Consider the following 19,118-nt stretch of genomic DNA (forward strand, 5'->3'; position numbering starts at 1 on the left):
CCCTTGTGTGAGTCCCGATGCACACAGAGCGATGTGGCGCGCCCGAAAGCGTTACCCCGATGGAGCCGTGTTCGAGAGTTTCCTGTACCACCACGACGAAGTGAACCGAACGGAGAAGACATGGGTAACGAGATCAGCCGCAGGAGCGTGCTCGCGGCGGCAGCGGCGACGGCAGGCGTGGCCGCGACGAACGCATTCATCTGGACGCCCGCGTCCGCATCAGCCGTTGGCCGGTTATCCGACTCAACAGCCCACGGCAAGGGGTCATCGAGGAACGGGCCGCTAGACACGATCGTATTCGGAAACAGCCTGTCGGAGTCGGCCCATGCGCTGAGCGCCTCCCTCTCCGACGTCGTCACCGGTGCGCTCGCTCAGTCCGCCCGTGTCCTCAACCCGCAGTCCCCGGCCGCCTGGTGGGGCGGGACGACATCCTTCACCCTCCAGGTCGATCCGGAGGAGACGACGTACCTCACTGTGAAGCTGTGGGGTGGCGATCATGCCGACGAAGCCGACGAATCGCACAACTGGCGGCTGCAGCTCTTCGTCGATGGCAAGTCAGTCGGCTGGTACGACGAGGGGCCGGTCGACAACCTGGACCAGCTCGGCACAGACCCCCGAAGCCCGGGTCGCTTCTTCTTCCACACACTTCCATTGCCCGAAAGCTATACGAAGGGCAAGAGGAGCCTGCAGGTGGAAATCCGCTCCATGGGGCGCATCTGGGACTATGGCGGCACGGTCGATACGTACTACTACGACCAGATCGAGCCCTCTCGGCCCATCTATCGCGCGTACACACACACCAACCCGTACTTTGCGCCGGTCCGCTCTGACGTCCTGGGTTCAGCACCCGCCACGAAGATCCGGCCGAATCAGGATGACGCGGCGATCGCCAAGCTCACAGCACAAGTCCAGGCCGAACACAAAGCCCTCATCTACGGCGGCGGCGCTTACGGAGCCGACGCGTGGGGTTTCAACATGCTCGCGGAGGGTTACACCTGGAAAGACAGCCCCGCCTATCAGAATCCGGATGCGCTCTCTGCGATCTGTTCAGCCATCGATAGCCGGTACAACGCATGGAAGGCAGATCCGACCGTTCTCACGGCATCCGATCAGCAGTGGCAGGGATTCGGCCGTGTCGGTCTCGTCCTTGCCTACCTGTGGAATGACATCCAGGGCGAGCTCGACAAGACCGTCACTGCCGGCATCACCACACTGACAAACCCCGGTTTCGAACAGGGCGAGGGCACACCGCTGGGCTGGACGGTCGAAGGGTGGGCTGCCAACGGCACGTTCAGCCGAGATTCGAGTGCGGCTCACTCAGGATCGGCGTCCGCCAAGCTCGTGTCCAACGGCGGCAGTCTCGTGGTTGCTCCGAGCGGGTTCATCCTGGCCGGCCCCGGGAACCTCTCTCTTTCGGGGTGGGTCAAGACCGACGGATCGGCTGCAGCAGCTGCCGCGGTGAAGCTCGATGTCCTCTTCTTCGATGACGCTGAGAACCTCGTCGGCACAGACCACAACTTCTTTGCATCAGCGGGTTCCGACGATTGGCAGCAGATCACCGGTGTGATGACCGTGCCGGCAGGGGCGACCAGATACCAGGTGTGGATGGTTGTCATGAACGGGCAAACCGCCTGGTTCGACGACCTCAATGTCGAGGCGCCAGCCCCGGCGGGGGCATCGGCCGTGAGCCGTCGTGCCGCGTATACGGACATGCTGCTCTCCAGCCGCGACTACTGGAAACAGAACATGCGGCACTACTCGAATCAAGCGCAGATCACCGCCATCGGCATCTATCAAGCCAATCGCGGCCTGTCACTGATTTCACCGAAGGATGCTTGGCCCGAACCTCGCGCCCGGCAGTGGATCTACGAGAGTCTCGGCATGAAGCCCTGGTACGGGCCGGAACTGCCTGACGGCACACGTACGAAGCCACTGGGAACCGACTATTACGTCGTCACGCCGAAAGGTCTGACCCGCGAACTCGGATTCGTCGGCAGCTACGGCGAAGTGACCGACTGGCTGGTGATGATGTACGAGTCCGTCACACGCGGGCACGGTGCGGTCCCGGCACCAGAGGTACGCGCCCAGATGGTCAAGATGGTGCAGGCCCGCGGATACTTCCGTCAGATCGACGCTGACGTGGACGGCTACAGGGTTGCTCGCCTCGAGACGGTTGTGGGATGGCGCAACGAGGAATATCCGGGTGTCATCGTGTACGCGTCCCGCACGGTCTGGGACTGCAGCCCCGTCATGGCGGCGGCCGCTTTCAACGACCAGAAGCTCACGGGGTGGACTCAGGAGATGGTTGCGGACGGGCAGTTCGCGCCCCAGCTCGCGCTGATGTTCACCAACACCAGCAACCGAGTCCAGTTGAACGCGACACGAATGCTCGCGCGCGACCTCGCCGCATTCCGTGCGCTTCCTACGTCGAACGAGCGGCTTCCCGTGAACTGGGACGCAGCCGACTTCGTCTTCACCGACGAGGTCGATGGTGTGCTCGCAGTGAAGAACGGGCGGGAACTCTTCTTCGCCTCGCTGTACTGGAGGGCCCGACAAGGTGTCAACAACTGGGGCCGCGTTCACCTCATCACACCGTCATCCGAACAATCGGCGACGGTCCGAGAGAAGACCGCAGGAAAACTGAGCTCGAACACGTTCACGGTGCAGGACTGGGTCAACCAGGACTACACGATCAACGACAGCAATGGAGGCTCGAACTTCCCCGAGGGCGGCATCACTCCGCCAGGGGACACCGTTCACCAGGCGTACGCCGGTGAGGTGCTTCCGCTGGCGATCATCCCGAGCGACGCGCACCCCGCATTGGGCTCCACTGAGGTCGGCGTCGAGGAGGTTCTTGTCGGCATCGCTCCGTATTACCAGCTCGAATACGGTCGGTACCTCGTGGGCATGAACACCACAAAGGATCAAACCTTCACGTTGAAAGTGACGGGGAGGGGTACTGCACGCCTGCTGAACCCGCCGAAAGGATTCCACGGCAATCCGGAGCACGTCGCACTCGCCGCGGGTCTCCGCGTACCGCCACAAAGCACGCTGGTGCTTTACCTCAATTGAAGATGTCGGGGTACGGCCGATGCACGACGCCGGCCATACCCCGACGAAATCGAGCAGGAAGGGAACACCATGCTCGCAGGCATCACTGGCTGGCATCTGCTGATCATCGTCGCGGTGCTGCTCTTGATCTTCGGTGCAACAAGACTGCCTGCCCTGTCGCGCGGGATCGGGCAGTCGATCCGGATTCTTCGTCACGAGACGAAAGACCCGGACCGCGAGAGTGTCAGGTCGACGATCGCTGACGATATCGACCACAGATGACGACCCTCGAGATGCCCCGAGATTTCGGATCGTCGCGAGCTCATTCGAAGTAGAGGAGAAACGATCATGCCCACCCAGGATCGAGCCGCACTCAACCTCACCCGGCGAGGCTTTCTCGCGATAGCCAGCGGTACAGGGGCGTCCGTTGCCCTGGCTGCTTGCACGCCAAGTGCCAACTCGGCGAACGGAGGCAAGGTGTCTGGTTCCAGCAGCGCTATCGTGTCGGGCACGCAGCCGCCCGGATGGCATGCTGTCTCGGATCGCCTGAACAGCCGACTCAAGAAGGACCTCGGGGTCACCCTCGATATAGAATTCCTCTCGTTTTCCAACTACGTACAACAAACCCTGTTGAAGTTCACCGGCGGCGCGAAGTTCGACACGGCCCTTGAAGCATTGTGGGCGAGTCTGTCGCAACTCGAAGCCTCTCACTCCATCGTGAACCTGGCGGGAAAGCTGACGAAGTACCCGCATCTCAAGGCCACCTTGCCTCAGCGGCTGTTGGATTCGAACACCACCCTCGACGGCCTGCTCCCTGGAGTGCCGCAGGCGAATAGCGCCGCCCGAATGCAGCATTTCACCATCCGAGAAGACCTGGCCAAATCGCTCGGCTATTCGACGATCGAGGACTTCTCCACGTTGGAAAGGTACCTCTATGCGGTGAAGAAGCGAGGGGTCGTTCCTTTCGGCGTCAGTAACAGCCAGAACACGGAGCTGGTGTTCAATTTGTACAACGAGGAATATTGGTCGAATCCCAACGCAGCTGCCTACTCTTTTGGGGCAAGTTTCTCTGGGACAAATTTCGGGTTCATTTTTGCAAATGATTGCGTCAAGACCGGTCGCGCTGATCCGAAGCCGTTCTGGGACGATGACAGCACCATCGACACCTTCCGTCGTATGAGGAGGTATTACCAGGATGGAATCCTCAACGCAGATGCAATCAACACAGATTCCGCAACCGTGACCAGCCGATGGGCTTCGGGCGCATATGGCGGAGTTTGGGCGATGACCGACGGAACCAGCAGCAATGCACTATCCACACTTCGCAAAAAGGTGCCCGAGGCGGCGTTCGCCAACGTTATGCCCTTGAAGGGCGGATTGCACGCCTTCAAGCCCTATCAAACATTCCAGGCAGACAACATCGTCGTGATCAATGCGAATGGCGACCTCGACCGAGCCTTGGCCATACAGGATTGGCTATCGGTCCAGGCAAACCACGATCTCCTCGAGTATGGAATCGAAGGCAAGGACTGGAAACAACTGTCGCGGAACAGGTACCGCCAACTCAGCGAATACACATTCCCGGGATACGCACTCTGCTGGCGTCCGTCTTTGGAGAAGAGATCCGAGTATATGAGCGCGACCGAGGAGTCGATCTTCGACTGGGCACAGGATTTCAATAACTTCACCGTGTCTCCGTTCGCGAAGTTCATTCCGAACATCACGCCGGTCAAGTCCGCGGTGGCGCAGATGTCGAGCGCCATGACGCAGTACCTCATTCCTCTGTCGTACGGGCTGGTGGATGTCGATTCGCAGTTGGACAAGCTGAAGAGCGCCGCGGATGCGGCCGGTCTCGAACTGCTCCAAGCTGAGATGTCGAAGCAAGCGGATGCATATCTGAAGACGGCAGCATCGTCGCGTTGATGGTGAGCAGTACGGGAGACATGGTCGCGACCTTCGGGGCCGAGGCTCCGCTTCACACCGTGGAACTGGGCGAAGTACGTGCGCAACCCCGCCAACCTCTATCCGCCCGCGTTGATGACGTCAGCTTTCGTCTGGCCGTTGATCCTCGACAACGAACCTTTCTGACTGTCGAGTGCTTTGCCTCGGACGTCTCGCCATACAAGACAATCGTCTTCGTCGACGATCAGCAGGCGACCTACCGCGATGGTGGGGATTATGAACCGTTGATCTCATCGAATCCGCAAGCTGTCAGCGGCAAGATCGTGAGCTACACGGTCCTGCTTCCTCCCCTTAGCACCGTTGGGAAGAGGGAAGTCGTCATCACGCTGAGAACGTTCCGTTCCGAATACCGTCCATCGGCGTCCGCGGCCGGTAGCGAGATCGCTGACGAAGCCTCGAGGCGATTCATACGCGCTCACAGCCACCTGAGCCCACTGCGCGACATTCCCAGACGCCGCGGCAACCACGACCAACGTGGCCGGGCTGTTGTTCGTCCTCCGGCGTCGGAGGAGCGAGCCCAGGTCGCTGAGCTGCAGGAATGGCAGACAAGAAGGCTGGATGACCTCATCGGTGGACATGCTCCTCGATCCGGCCGGACCTTGTCCATCGAACGGTATCGAAACGAGTTGCGGTTCGTAGCGGAGGCCCTCCGCGCCGGCTGGTTCGGTACACGCGCACAAAGCTCAGCGGGTGATGCATTAGAACGTGTGATCGAGAGCATCGACGATCATGTGCGCGGCTACTTCGCGGATGTCAGATCGGTGGCCACGGGAGGCCACCAATCGGACTGGGGAGGTTACTACGCGGCATTGGGCGAGGTGCTGTACATCCTCGAACCCGTTCTCGGGGGACCCCGTGCCGCCTGGTTCGAGGATCTTCTGAGCGAACCTTTCGACTCGCGAAGCGAAGGCGACTCGTTCTCCCTTCCTCCCTTGGCGCTAGACGGCGCGCCACTGACGAGGCGCTCAGCATGGGAGCGGGCGTTGAAGGCGAATTTCGACTTCGCCCGGTCGCGGCTCTCATATATCTACAACCAGGTGATGTTCACGTACGAGGGGGCGTGGAAAGCTCACGAGGGTCTGCGAGTCATCTCCTCGAAATTCTACGAAGGCATTCGCCGCAGCCACCAGATCCTGAGTGAAGCCCTCGGACTGGCACCGTTCCGTGGCGAAGAAGTCTTGCTCGGCCGCGCTGATCGTGAGCTCGATCTGCAACACAGCCTCTTCCATCACGACAAGAACGTGATCTTGACGCAGGACGCGATCGAGGTGGTCCTGAAGGGTCTTGCGGAAAGCGCTACGGACGCGAAGGGCGCCCCGCTGCGCAGGGAGCCATACGGGAAGGTCTACCGCGGTTTGACGGTCAACGGGCTTCCTCGCGAAAACGGTTATGTCGGCGTCTATGGCGAGCTCGTAAATGTGCTTCCGCTCTGGTTCTTCCGTACGGCGGATCACGAAGCGGACCAACGGCTCAACGACGAGATCCTGCGACGAACTCTTGACAATGCGCACGCGCGATCCTTCTTCAGGTACCCGGGCGGGGACGACGGGGATGCACGGCGCATGCTGCTGGAGCAAGTTATTGATGAGCGCAATCCTGCCTTGCCCGGCAGAGTCGCATACGTCGCTGATGCCGAATCCGGGGCGGCACTCCGGTACGCCGCCGTCTACCACCACATGATCGAGCACCCCGAGAAGTACGGGACGGACGACTGGCGTCCCTTTGTGGATCGCGCGCGGGAAGGGGCTTCTTACGCACGCCAGATGCTCGAGGACGGCCGATTTCTGCCTGAAGTCGTCGAGCGTCGCGAACGCCTCCTGATCGATGATCTTCGACTTACAGATACCTACGCGCGGCTTCAGAGCACAGACGCGCCGGCCGGCGGTCGGCTTCTTCCGCATGCCCGCGAGCGCGACTTCGAAGACGGCGAACTGCGCGCCTTGGGAGTCTCGCGTGCGGAGGCACGCACCCGAGAGGAACGGCCGTTCGCCTTCGTAGACATCGACTCGCTCGTGCTCTCGCTCCGTGACGGCGATACGCATCTCTTCGCCAGCCTGACGAGCCGGAATCGCGGCTTCTCGGGTGTCGGACGGGCTCATGTGATGGTCGGTGACGAACATCAGGTTGCAGCTGTGAGCACGACAGGCGTCATCCGCTCTCGGAGTTGGGCGCTGCGGGGTCCGACCCGCGAAGAGCTTCGGCAACATGGGCCAGACAGGATTGTGGAGGGCCGCCAGTTCGCCGCGCTCGGGGAAGTGCTTCCGATCGCTTTCCAACCGGGTGTCGGTGAGATCCGAAGAGACAACTTCAACGAAGACAACCCGTACTCGGCGCTCCCAGAATTGGCGATCACCCGACTCGGCGACTATCTCGCCGTCGTCAACACCACTCGCGACGAGCACGGCAACAGTCGCACTTATGAGGTGCCTGTTCCTGGAACGCCGGACGACGTCTTCGACCTCGTCTCCGGCAGAAGTCTGCCCGTGTCGGAGGAGGGATTCGTTGTCATCGAACCGTCTCAGGCGATGGTGCTTCGGGTTGGCGCGGCTGAGGAGTCGACCGAACAGCCCCGCAGTGCCGGCGTCGAATTGAGGAAAGGGCCCGCTCTGCAAGGCATCGGCAGTTGCTGGTACGGGCTGCATTCGGATACTCTCCTCGATCGCCTCGAGCAGGCGCCTCGTGAAGGCTGGATGAGGTATATGCAGGGCGAGGGGACGACGGCCGCATACGCAGAAGCCCCTCATGCTTTCGAGATCGGGTTGGCGGAACCGGGAAGATTCGGAAGCGGCGACGATGCGCGTCTCCATGAGCGTGGCTATCCGGATGCCTTCTCCGCGATGGTGACGGAGGCCGTCGGGGATATCGACGTCACCGCGCGTGTGGAAGACAACAGCGGCTTCGCCGGCCTAATGGTGCGCGAGGATATGACGGGCGTTTCCCGATACGTCGCATTCGGGTACGAGGGCGAAGAGCTGACGGTGCGGACGCGATCGCTGGACTCCCGCGAGGACTTCGGGGTCGGCAATCCCGGCCAGGACGCCGCCGGAGGACGCACGCGCAGTCCGACCCGAATCGCCCTCGGTGTCGTCCAGAACGGCCGAATTCGGCTGCGGCTTTCTCGAGACTTCTCGTGCCACCGATTCCGTGCATCCACCTCGTTCGATGGCGGCGCGTGGGTCGAGGTTTGGACCGGAGTCGTACCGATGCTCGGGCTGGTGCGTGCCGGTGCTGTTCTCACCGGTGCGGGTCGTGTAGCTGATCTCCGGAGCAGCCCCTCCGGCCGATCATCGTCGGCAGACAAGGAACGCATGTGAGCACCGCAACCAACCCCGTAGTGCGGGGGTTCGCTCCCGACCCTTCGATCGTGCGGGTGGGTGAGTGGTTCTACCTCGCGACGAGCTCGTTCGAGTGGTACCCGACCATTCCAATCCGCCGATCGCGTGATCTGATCGAGTGGGAGTACATCGGGTGCGTCGACGGAGCGGTGCCGCGAGGCGACCTGCACGGTGTGCCTGATTCCGCTGGCATCTGGGCGCCGTCGCTCAGCCATGACGGTGAGCGGTTCTGGATGACGTACTCGATCGTGGGCACGTTTCTCGGGCAGCAGCTCGATGTTGAGACGTACGTCTCCACATCCGTTTCAGCGGACGGTCCATGGTCTGCGCCGCGCCGGGTGAGCGGTCATGGATTCGATCCGTCGATCTTCCATCATGCAGGTGAGCACTATCTCCTCAACGTGCAGTCGGACTCGCGCCCGGGCGGGAACCGGTTCTCCGGCATTGTCCTTGTCGCCCTCGACTATGACGGACACACGACGGGCACCCCAAGCCTTCTCATGCAGCATCCGACCTTGATCGAGGGACCCAAGCTGTTCGTGAAAGACGACTGGTTCTATCTGGTGCTTGCGCAGGGAGGGACGGGTGTGGAGCACGGGGTTCTGATGGCGAGAAGTCGCCAGCTGCTTGGCCCATACGAGCTCGATGATCGCCCGCTCCTGACTTCGCGCGACGATCGCACGTTGCGACTGCAGAAGGCGGGGCACGCAGAGTTCGTGCAGGATGCCGACGGTAACTGGTACATCAGCCACCTCGCGTCGCGCTGGCTGGACACCTTGCAGGGACGCCAATTCCCGTGGGGCCGCGAGACGTGTGTGCAGAAGATCGTTTGGATCGAAGAATGGCCGCGGCTGCAGCATGGGGGATGGCACCCCGCTGACACGTTCTTGGCTCCGCCGAGGGATCGAATCGCTCAGGCTGAGGCCGACCGGCCCGACGGTGGCGCTGCGGCGGCCGCGGGAATCGGCGGCACCGGGACCACGACCGAAGTGCCGCCCGCCTGGCCCTGGCGTAGCCTTCGCGAGCCGGCGGACAGCTGGACAGAGGCGCTGAACGACGGTGTGCGCATTCGCGGGCGTCACGGACTCGAGTCGATGTTCGGCGCGAGCCTGCTGGCGCGGCCACTGAAGGAAACAAGCGCATGCTTCAGTGCCATGGTGGAGGCTTCGCCGTCCTCCTTCACGGAGGGCGCCGGAATCGCGCTCTGGTACAACTCGACGTCTTACTACTCGGTCGCGGTCACTTGGATCGAGCCGACCGGCGAAGCGCAGCACGGGCAGCAGTGGAAAGGCGGCGGCCAGCGGGCGGTCGTCGTCACCGCTCGTGATCGCGGCGACGCACGAGTCATTGCGAGACGGACGCTCGACCACACGCATCCAGTCGAACTCAAGGCCGAGATAGTCGGCGCATACGCGCAGGTGAGTGTCGATGGCACAGAGATCGGGCCAGCGCTCGACGTAGGAATCCTGTCCGACGACTACGGCGACTCCCTACGCTTCACTGGCGGGATGGTGGGTCTGTACGCGTTCGACGTCGTCGACGCTGGATTCTCAGCGACCTTCAGTTTAATTCAGCTAGACCAGCTCAGTTGAGATGACCACGAACACCTGAGACGGGCTATCGCGTGGCGCCGGTGGCCGCTCCGGGCGGCTACATGCGGGATCATCGTCGTGAGAGAAGGGGTTGGCACCAGAACAGGACTCACTGCTGCTTGTAGACGTTGCAGCTCGCGACGTAGACGAGTTCCGGGAGCTGGGGCTGCCGATCTGGTCGCGCTGGGTGCGATCCACAGGTGCAACCAAACCGACCGTGCGGCATCGACATCGAGGTCGAGATCGGCTGAGATCACGTAAGAACCGGCGATCTCGTAGTTCTGGACCGCGACGGCGGCGTGGTGGTCCAAAGAGAGCAAGTGGCGCCGGTTGCCGAAGCCGCGCGCGCCAGAACGGAACGCGAGCGTGCAAGGCGCAAGCGACTTCAGCCTGGTGAGCTGGGCTATGACATCTAATGAATGCGGGAGAACGACGCCCGGGTTCTGAGCCAAGAGCCCGCGGGAACCAAGCCCGACGGGCAGTCGAGAGGCTCTCCCGCGAATACTGTCCGGCTTGGCGGGCAGTCGAACCGATGAGCTTTTCGAGGAGCGCGTAGGCAATTGCGCATTTGTCTGTACCCTCGTCATCGAATGGCGCACGACCGCCTCAGCGGCCCGTCACGTCCGCAGCTACTCTTGAACACGATGAATGCGACCGGCTGATCGCGAGTACAAAAATCCCAATTGTCCGATAGAACGGTCGGGTGCGGGACATTGCGGCGCGGTCGACTGCCGAGTCTGTCGAGAAGATCAATCGTTGATCATTGCCTGTGATATCAGCACAGCTCTTTTGTCGGCGGACGCCGGTCTAAGAAACGAATCCGGAGGGCAACAGGGAGATGACCGAAGCCACCATCCAAACCGTGCGAAATCTCATTAGGGAGTTCGTCAATGCCCACGATCCTGCTTCTGCGGATCTGTTCTTCACTGAGGACTTCCACTGGGTCGGACGATCCGTAGGATCAAACACGGGACGTGAGGCGTACAAACGAGTAATGCCAGGCTTCTGGACGGGGCTGCCGGATGCGCAGGCGAAGGAGGAAGACATCTTCGCCATAGGCGACACGGTCATCGCCCGATTAACAGTTTGCGGCACTCACACCGGGCAGCTGTGGGGCCTTCCACCAACCGGACCGCGCGTCAGTTGGCAAGCAGTAATGATCTACGAATTTCGCGGCAGCAGAGTCGCCAAACAATGGGCGGCAGAAGACTGGACAGCCGTTCACCCAGATCGGCGACATCATTCCACCCTGGGACCGCGGGACCTCCTGAACCCGACCAATGAGCTGAACCCGATCAATGAGAGCAGCCGGACTAGGACCGGAGAACCTGGATTTCGTGCCCACGCTTTGCCCACAATCCAACCGCAATCGACAAGCTTCAAACAAAGCTGCATGATCCAAAACCAGTGATTGATCAGCGATTTAATGGATCAGTGACGACCGCCGAATCCTTGACCGAGAATTCGAGTCCCTCCAGGGGCACCGATTCGAACAGCCAGACATCCGTGTGATTCATCGGAAGTTCCCGATTCCGGTGTTAGTCACGCGGAGGGCGATGCGGTCGGCCGGCGGTTTCGTGCGTGGCTCGGGGAGGGCACCCGGTCGGACTGCCGAGGACGGCGTCTCATGATGTGCGCTCGAGCTATGCGCCGTCCTCAAAGGCGCAACTTGTGCATCTGGCAATGCTGTCCGCGCAGCGCTCATGGTTGGATCGCACGTCTGAGCATTTCGATGATCGTGTGCACCGCTGTGCTCTGAGCGAGCGGATCGGTCGACCCGGTGAGGATCGAGTAGTCGATGACACCGGCGATTGCGGTGCCGACAGCCAGCAGCAGCGCGTCGGGGACATCGGTGCGTATCGCCCGCGCTGTCTGTCCGGCGGCAAGAACCTGGGCCAGCCAGGGGAGCGCGGTCCGCTCGGCGTCTTGTTGTGTCCGTTCCAAGCCTTTTCGGCCTGTACTGGACATCCAGTCGCGTAAGAGGCGCGCGAGTTGTGGCGATGCCTCCAGCGCCTGGACGAGGCGCACGCAGTGGTTTTCGATTACCGACCAGAACGTATCCGGATCGGAGTTTGCGGGGACCGGGAAGGGTCCGGCGTCGGCGATCATCAGCTCAACCTGCACGCGCAGCAGATGCCCATACAGATCCTCTTTGCCGTCGAAGTAGTAATACAACGACCCCTTGGAGGCGCCCGCGGCGGTGATGATCCTGTTCAGGGATGCGTCCACGAACCCGTGGGTGGAGAACTCTTCAAGTGCAGCGGAGAGAATGGCCTCCTGACGAGCGGCAGAAAGGCTGTGAAATCGTGGGCGCGGCATGCGTGTCAGTCGGCCGGAGTCGGGGGCAGACGGATGGGGTCGATGAGGCTGCGCCCCATCGCGATATTCGCTATGGGTGGGATGGTCATCAGACTCACGAAGGTGTTTCGCAGAAGCAGCTGGATGCGATTGCTGGGAGCGAAGGCGGCGCCCATACGGATCGCAGCATCTTGTTTGTCGCGTATGAGCTGCGCCAGCCGCCGTTCGTATCTCGCGAATGCCGTTCGAAGGTCGCCTTGCGCTTCGTGCAGTTCGTATGCGAGTACGTAGGCTTCGATCATTGCGAGGGCGGAACCCTGACCGGCCAGCAGCGATGGCGCTGCTGCGGCGTCGCCCACCAATGCGATGCGACCGCGCGACCAAGATGGCATGCGGATCTGGCTGACGTGGTCCATGTAGAACGTGCGAGCCTGCGGCATCCGCTCTAGGATCGCGGGCACCTCCCAGCGGAGTTCGCCTAGTCGCCGCCGCAGTAGCTCCTGCTGCGCTGGAATGTCGTCCTGCGGAACATCGCCGTCATAGCGGAACATGAAGCAGAACATGGTCGCCTCATCGCGCAGCGCGACGCGCAGCACTTGGTGACCAACCTCCGTATGCGCCACCGCGACCAGTTCGTCACGCGGACGGTATCCCGGAAGGTCGAACACGGCGACAGTGATGCCTAGATACCGCTCGTGCCCCTCATCCCGGCCGAATGCCCGCCTCCGCACCCGCGAATGCAGACCATCCGCGCCAACGACGAGGTCGAACTCGCGCGGCGCACCGCGTTCGAACTCGACGTGTACGCGGTCGGCCGCATCGTCTATCGAAGCTACGGTGTCGCCGAAGATCGCTTCTACGTTCCCGTTCGCCGCGTCGTAAATCGCGCGGGAGAGGTCGGATCTCGCGATGGTGACAAATCGCCCTCCGTTGAGGCCGATCACGTGCCGGGGATCGAAGTGGGCGATGCGGCGACCACTGCTGGAAACCTCACGGACCTCCTGAAAACGGTAGCCAGCGGCCATCAGCCGTGGCACGATCCCCATCCGGTCTGCGACGTCGAATCCCGCACCCCAGAAGTCCACAACGTAGCCACCCTCTCGCAACTTCGGCGCGTGCTCGACGAGGGTGACCTCGTGGCCGAACCTCTGCAACCAATAGGCGAGCGTAGGACCTGCGATCCCCGCTCCGACGACCAGCACGCGCATGAGTACGCTCCTTAGACCATCGGTTCGACCGGTGGTCTAAGGATCTCACTCACGGAGCCGCGCAGCAACGAAGAAAACTCGGCGTACGTCGCCCACGGTCAGCATGTGGACGATCACAAGGTGCGCCTCGACGACGCGATCGACAAGTGGATGCCGAAGGCTCCCGAAGCTGGTCGGGTCACGCTGAAGATGCTGGCGATCCTCCGGCAGCTGGGCGCATACCTGACCCCTGCGGATGCGCCGCCCATGTCGAAGAAGGGCTGACACGGGCCGCCGCGCAAAGCGGTCGGTCATCCCGATCCGGCAGCGACGCCGGAACGGCGAACTCGGAAAGTCGCCGACACAGGACGTAGGTCTATACGGCCCGCGGCGACTCCCCGACAGACTGGGGAGGCGCCGCCATGCAGGCGTGGAAAGGATGCCTGTGACTCGCCGCCGCACCGCCCTGCACCCTGCGGTGACGCGTTCCACCCTGGCGCGGTCTCTCGACCGGGCGCTGCTGTCGCTCCTGGTCGCCGGCGTTCTCTTCGCGCTGCTGCAATTCGCTCTGATCCCGTACGGCTCGCCGGAAGCGCCGATCCTGCTGCTGTTTCCGGTCGACCTCCTCATCTATCTGGCCGCGGGGCTGCTCGCGTGGTACCGCCGCCCGAGCAACAGGCTGGGTCCTCTCATCCTCGCCGCAGGAGGAAGCGTCTTCCTGAGCGGCATCGGCACCACTTTGCCGCCTCTGGTCCCCATCGCTGCAGTGGCCGCGACGCTGCCGCTCGCTCTGGTGGTGCACCTGCTTCACGCCTTCCCTTCCGGACGCATCCGCGGCAGGGTGTCGCGCACGACGGTCGCGGCAGCCTACGTCACGGCGCTGCTGCTGCAGGCACCCGCCTACCTGTTCGATCCCACAGGCCCCGCACCGCAGCTTTCCGTCGCCGACGTGCCATGGGGCGTCGCCGCAGGCTCCGCTGTGCAAGGGATCGCGGGCGTCGCCATCATGATCACGACCGCCGTCGTGCTCGCCCACCGGCTGCTGGTCGCGCACAGGGACCAGCGACGCGTGCTCGTACCCCTGTACGGGTACGGGATCGTGACCGTGCTGTTCCTCCCGCTGAGCACGCATCTGCTCGCACCGGCATTCGGCTTGCCTAGCGCGATCGTGGGTGGTCTGCAACTCTTCGCGGTCACGCTCGTGCCGATCGCCATCGCACTGGGGATGCTGCGCGGCGGCTTCGCGCGCACCGGTGAGCTCGAAGAGCTGGGCACCTGGCTGGGCGCGTCGGGAGCTGAGCGACCGGCTTTGACCGCCGCCCTGACCTCGACACTCGGCGATCCGTCACTCGAGGTCTGGTTCTGGATGCCGCAACGCGAGACCTACGTCGACGTGCAGGGCGATCCCGTTGCCGAGCCATCCGCCTCAGCACGGCGCGGAATCGAAGTGGTCGAACTCGACGGCCGGCGCATCGGAGCGATCGTGTACGACGCGAACATCGTCGGCGAGGCCGAGCTGGTCAGAACCGCAGGCCGGGTGCTGGCCATCGCGCTGGACAGGGAGCGGCTCACCGCGGAGCTCATGGCCAGCCGTCGAGCCCTGCAGTTCTCCCGCGAGCGCCTCGTCGGCGCCGCCGACTCCGAGCGGCGCAGAATCGCGCAAGACCTGCACGACAGCCTCCAGATGCAGCTGGTTCTCCTCGCGCTCGAGGCGCAGCAGCTCGCGAAGGGCGCGGATCCCTCCGGTGCCATGGCCGAGAGAGCCACCGAGCTGCGCAAGGGGATCGACGCCGCAGCCGCCGAGCTGCGCCAGATCGTGCACGCCGTCATGCCCGCCGCGCTCGTGGAGCGAGGTCTCGCGGCCGCGGTGCAGGACCTGGCCGACCGGATGCCCATCCCCACCTTCGTCGAGCTCGAGTCGCGAACCCTGCCTCCCGCGGTCGAGAGCACGGCGTACTTCGTCGTCGCCGAGGCGCTGACGAACGCCGTCAAGCACTCGGAGGCCACCCGGATCTCCGTGCGCCTCGCACACCGGAACGACGTGCTGCACGTCGGGGTGCGCGACGACGGTGTCGGCGGCGCGCTCCTCAACCGCGGCGCCGGCCTGCGCGGCATCGCCGACCGCGTGGACGTTCTGGAGGGCAGCATCACGATCGAGAGTCCGCCAGGGGGCGGAACAGACATCCATGCGGAGGTGCCGTGCGTGTTGTGATCGGCGAGGACGAGGCCCTGCTGCGCCGGGGCCTGCACCTCCTGCTCGAAGAAGGCGGCTTCGACGTCGTGGCGTCGACAGGCGACGCCGCCGGGCTCGAAGCGGCCGTCGAGGAGCACCGGCCGGAGCTCGTCGTGACCGACATCCGGATGCCGCCGACGCACACCGACGAAGGGCTGGTCGCTGCCGTGGGGATTCGCGAACGGTATCCCGGCACCGGTGTGATGGTGCTCTCCCAGTACGTGCAGCGCGGCTACGCGGTCGAGCTGCTCTCCGGTCGAAACGGCGGTGTCGGCTACCTGCTCAAGCAGCGCATCGCGGCCGTCGACACGTTTCTGGACGACCTGCGTCGGGTGGCGGCGGGAGGGACGGCGCTCGACCCGGATGTGGTCGCCGTCATGGTCGCTCGCGCTCGGCTCTCGGACTCCGCCGTCGGATCGCTGACCCCGCGACAGCGCGAAGTGCTCGCCCTCATGGCGGAGGGGCGCAGCAACGCGTGGATCGCATCCGCCCTGTTCCTCACCGAGAAGGCGGTCGTGCAGCACACCTCCCGCATCTACGACGCCCTCGACCTGCCGGTGGACTCGGATGCGCACCGCCGCGTGCTCGCCGTGCTCCGGTACCTCAACCGCACTTGAACCGCTCCGGACAGTCCCGACAGTCCCGACACACAGAAGGCACCTCCATGACGACTCCTTCACCGCGCCGCCTCACCCGCCGCATCGGCGGCATCCTCGCGCTCGCCGTCACGGCCGCAGCGCTCACCGGATGCGCCGCATCCGGAAGCGCGCAGCACGACGCAACCCCGGCGCGGTCCAGCGCGGCGGGCTGCGTCGCGGACCCGACCGCCGTCGTCGACGCGCCGAGCAAACTACCGACGGGACCTCTGCCGGCCAAGCTCGTGTCGGCCCTGGATGCCGCTGCGATCGCCGGCAAGGCGCAGGCCTCCACGCCGGGCGCGATCGTCGCCGTCCAGACGCCGAAGGGCCGCTGGATGAAGGCGTACGGCGTGGCGGATCCCGACACCGGACGTGCGATGACGCTCGCCGAGACCCAGCGGATCGGTTCGGTCACGAAGACGTTCACGGGAACGCTGGTGCTCCAGCTCGCCGGGGAGGGGAAGCTCTCGCTCGACGACCACATCGACAAGTACGTGAAGGGCGTGCCGAACGGCGACGAGATCACGCTGCGCGAGCTCATCACCATGACGAGCGGGCTGGCCAGCTACACGCTGAACACCGACCTGCAGAACGCGTGGTTCGCCAATCCCCAGGCCGAGTGGAGCCCCGAGCAGCTCCTGTCGGCGAGCTTCGCGCTGAAGCCGGTCTTCGAGCCGGGCGCGAAGTTCAACTACTCCAACACCAACTTCGTGCTGCTCGGCGAGGTCATCCAGAAGGTGACGGGGGAGCCGTACGTGAGCGTTCTGCAGGACGGCATCCTGACGCCGCTCGGTCTCACGCACACCGCGATGCCTGCCGGGAACGCCCCGTTGCCCGACCCGCACGCCGACGGCTTCACGCTGCAGGGCACCCCGGACGGCGACTTCACTCCGGTGAACTCCACCGACTGGAACCCGACCTTCGCGTGGACGGCCGGTCAGATGACCTCCACGATCTCGGACATGCTGCTCTGGGGACGCACCCTCGCGACCGGGCACGGCGTGCTCGACCGCAAGGCGCAGCTGGATCGGCTGGCTTCGATTCCTAAGGCAGGCGGTTACGGCGACGCCTTCGGCTGCATCGACGGCTGGCTCGGTCACGACGGCGATCTGCCGGGATACAACTCGTCCGTGTTCTACGACACGGCATCCGACACCACGGTGATCGTGTTCGTGAACAGCGACATCATGTCGGGAACCTGCAAGGAGTCCAAGACGCTTCCAGACAACCCGAGCAGCGGGCGGTGCATGGCGCCGTCCACCAGGATCTTCGTCGCGCTGTCCGACGCGCTCGGGCACCACTTCACGGCGAATCCCGCCAACTGACGGCCAGGGGGAGGGGGAGGTGCTCGCCGGCCGAGCGGGGCCTGCCGGCGAGCACCTGATTCAGCGAGCAGAGCAAGGGCTCAGCCCGGGAGCAGTGGGTGCAGGTGGTGGAGCGACGGATCAGCCGGTGAACACGCCGTCCAGCCAGTCGAGGGCCCGCCGATTGACCAGTGAGCGGTTCATCATCTCGCAGTGGTCGCCTGCGCCCTCGTCGGCCGTGAAGCGCAGCAGCGTCTTCGGCGCGGTCAGGGCCTCGTAGAACTCCTCCGCGCTCGCGGCGATCGGATCGTTCTCGGCCATCGTGATCAAGACCGGGCACCGGATGTCGTCCACCTTGTCCCGGAACGTGTACCGCATCGTCTCCTGCACGAACCCCCGGAGGTCGGTGACGCCGTTGGCCCAGAATCCGCGCTGCAGGATCGACCACCGCAGCTGGCGGTCGGCGGCGATGGCCTCGTGTGCTGCAGCGAAGAACTCGTCGCTCAAACCGGCGGGGTCCGCGGCCTGCTCCGCCGTCGCACCGAAGCGGCGCAGGAATCCCTCGATGCCGGAGGCGAGGTCCCACTGGCCCGGGTCGGCGATGCACGCGGCGATGCGGGAGTCGCTCGTCGCGGCGCGTGGCACGAAGTATCCGCCCAGGCTCCAGCCGCTCACGGCGATCCGCGAGGCGTCGACGATCGGCACCGGCTCGATCACGTCGATCACCGCCGAGACGACCGCCTCCCAATCGGGACGCAGCGGAACGCCCTGCTCGTAGAGCACCCCGCCCTGACCCGGACCGTCGAAGATGACGCAGTGGTAGCCGCGACGCAGCGCCGCCACGGCGGAGGCGAAGTAGAGATCGGTCATCGTGGCGTCGTATCCGTTGACCAGGATGATCACCGGCCGCTGCTCGCCCTCGTGGCCGTGGGCCGGGATCAGATAGCCGGGGAGCGTGAGGTCTCCGAGCGGGATCTGCAGTCGCGACAGCCCCTCGTGGCGCAGCGTGAGGCCGGTGTCGAGCGCCTCGAGCTGCCGTCGGTACGCGGCGACGAGTCGCGGGTCCACCGGTGCACCGAAGAGCGGGTGGTACGCGCTGGCGTAGAAGGCGCTCGCACGCAGGTACAGGTCGGCGGCGCTGGAACGATGTCCGTCCGCGAGCGTCCGCTCCGCATCGGTGGCGGCGCGGTCGCCCGCCGCCACCCACGCCTCGTAGAAGTCGTCCTCGCCGCCTTCGCCCACGGCATCCGCCACCGCGATCACGTCGCCGACGTCTCCGCCGCCGTACGGCGTGTATCCCAGCATCCACGTTCCGAAACCGTCGAGGAACCGGTCGGCGAAGAACCGCCCCTGCCCGTCCGTCATGTCGTCTCCTTCATGTGTTTGCTGGGAGGCTACGGCCGCATCGGCCGGAGGGGAATAGACCTGGCTCCCCAACGCGCACCGCGGGCAAGGCCGAACGGGTGGGCATCCAGGGCCACGCAACGCGTCACGGAGCCAGGCAAGCGTCACAGAGCC

General features: G+C 64.1%; 13 protein-coding genes. 10 read left to right on the plus strand and 3 right to left on the minus strand.

The genetic code is table 11. From position 1 onward, the window contains the following. The first annotated feature begins 120 nt into the window (after positions 1–120). From VHB92_RS14485 to VHB92_RS14510, 6 genes are all read left to right on the plus strand, one after another. Complete coding sequence (locus VHB92_RS14485) at positions 121–3,072, plus strand: hypothetical protein (RefSeq protein WP_325454471.1); 2,952 nt, start codon at positions 121–123, stop codon at positions 3,070–3,072. Between the two features lie 69 nt (positions 3,073–3,141). Continuing rightward, positions 3,142–3,333: a twin-arginine translocase TatA/TatE family subunit gene (locus VHB92_RS14490; protein WP_325454472.1), complete on the plus strand. Its 192-nt coding sequence runs from the start codon at positions 3,142–3,144 to the stop codon at positions 3,331–3,333. A 66-nt stretch (positions 3,334–3,399) separates the two neighbouring features. Then, a complete protein-coding gene (locus VHB92_RS14495; RefSeq protein WP_325454473.1) occupies positions 3,400–4,974 on the plus strand; it encodes an ABC transporter substrate-binding protein in 1,575 nt (524 codons plus the stop codon). A 20-nt stretch (positions 4,975–4,994) separates the two neighbouring features. After that, the gene (locus VHB92_RS14500; RefSeq protein ID WP_325454474.1) at positions 4,995–8,327 is read left to right on the plus strand and encodes a hypothetical protein; all 3,333 of its coding nucleotides are present in this window, start codon (positions 4,995–4,997) and stop codon (positions 8,325–8,327) included. Positions 8,328–8,347: 20 nt separating this feature from the next. Then, positions 8,348–9,940: a family 43 glycosylhydrolase gene (locus VHB92_RS14505; protein ID WP_325454486.1), complete on the plus strand. Its 1,593-nt coding sequence runs from the start codon at positions 8,348–8,350 to the stop codon at positions 9,938–9,940. 838 nt (positions 9,941–10,778) lie between these two features. Next, the gene (locus VHB92_RS14510) at positions 10,779–11,351 is read left to right on the plus strand and encodes an ester cyclase (protein ID WP_325454475.1); all 573 of its coding nucleotides are present in this window, start codon (positions 10,779–10,781) and stop codon (positions 11,349–11,351) included. A gap of 290 nt (positions 11,352–11,641) precedes the next feature. Here the strand turns inward: VHB92_RS14510 and VHB92_RS14515 are convergent, their stop codons facing one another. Both VHB92_RS14515 and VHB92_RS14520 read right to left on the minus strand, forming a co-directional pair. Then, positions 11,642–12,259, minus strand: a complete 618-nt coding sequence (locus VHB92_RS14515) for a TetR/AcrR family transcriptional regulator (RefSeq protein ID WP_325454476.1) — start codon at positions 12,257–12,259, stop codon at positions 11,642–11,644. Between the two features lie 5 nt (positions 12,260–12,264). Next, positions 12,265–13,446 (minus strand): FAD-binding domain, encoded by a 1,182-nt coding sequence (locus tag VHB92_RS14520; RefSeq protein ID WP_325454477.1) that lies wholly within the window; start codon positions 13,444–13,446, stop codon positions 12,265–12,267. A gap of 105 nt (positions 13,447–13,551) precedes the next feature. Between VHB92_RS14520 and VHB92_RS14525 the strand changes: the two genes are divergently transcribed. The 4 genes from VHB92_RS14525 to VHB92_RS14540 all read left to right on the plus strand — a co-directional run bounded on the left by VHB92_RS14525 (position 13,552) and on the right by VHB92_RS14540 (position 17,621). Then, on the plus strand, positions 13,552–13,710 hold the full coding sequence (locus tag VHB92_RS14525; RefSeq protein ID WP_325454478.1) for a hypothetical protein: 159 nt from the start codon (positions 13,552–13,554) through the stop codon (positions 13,708–13,710). A gap of 160 nt (positions 13,711–13,870) precedes the next feature. After that, positions 13,871–15,637: a sensor histidine kinase gene (locus VHB92_RS14530; protein ID WP_325454479.1), complete on the plus strand. Its 1,767-nt coding sequence runs from the start codon at positions 13,871–13,873 to the stop codon at positions 15,635–15,637. Next, the gene (locus VHB92_RS14535; RefSeq protein ID WP_325454480.1) at positions 15,625–16,275 is read left to right on the plus strand and encodes a response regulator transcription factor; all 651 of its coding nucleotides are present in this window, start codon (positions 15,625–15,627) and stop codon (positions 16,273–16,275) included. The genes VHB92_RS14530 and VHB92_RS14535 overlap by 13 nt, the downstream gene beginning before the upstream one ends. 47 nt (positions 16,276–16,322) lie before the next feature. Continuing rightward, positions 16,323–17,621 (plus strand): serine hydrolase domain-containing protein, encoded by a 1,299-nt coding sequence (locus tag VHB92_RS14540; protein ID WP_325454481.1) that lies wholly within the window; start codon positions 16,323–16,325, stop codon positions 17,619–17,621. Positions 17,622–17,741: 120 nt separating this feature from the next. Here VHB92_RS14540 and VHB92_RS14545 read toward each other — a convergent pair whose 3' ends face one another. Further along, positions 17,742–18,965: an alpha/beta hydrolase family protein gene (locus tag VHB92_RS14545; RefSeq protein ID WP_325454482.1), complete on the minus strand. Its 1,224-nt coding sequence runs from the start codon at positions 18,963–18,965 to the stop codon at positions 17,742–17,744. Positions 18,966–19,118: the final 153 nt, after the last annotated feature.

Origin of the sequence: Humibacter sp. (genome assembly GCF_035547335.1) — a bacterium.
GTDB lineage: Bacteria > Actinomycetota > Actinomycetes > Actinomycetales > Microbacteriaceae > Humibacter.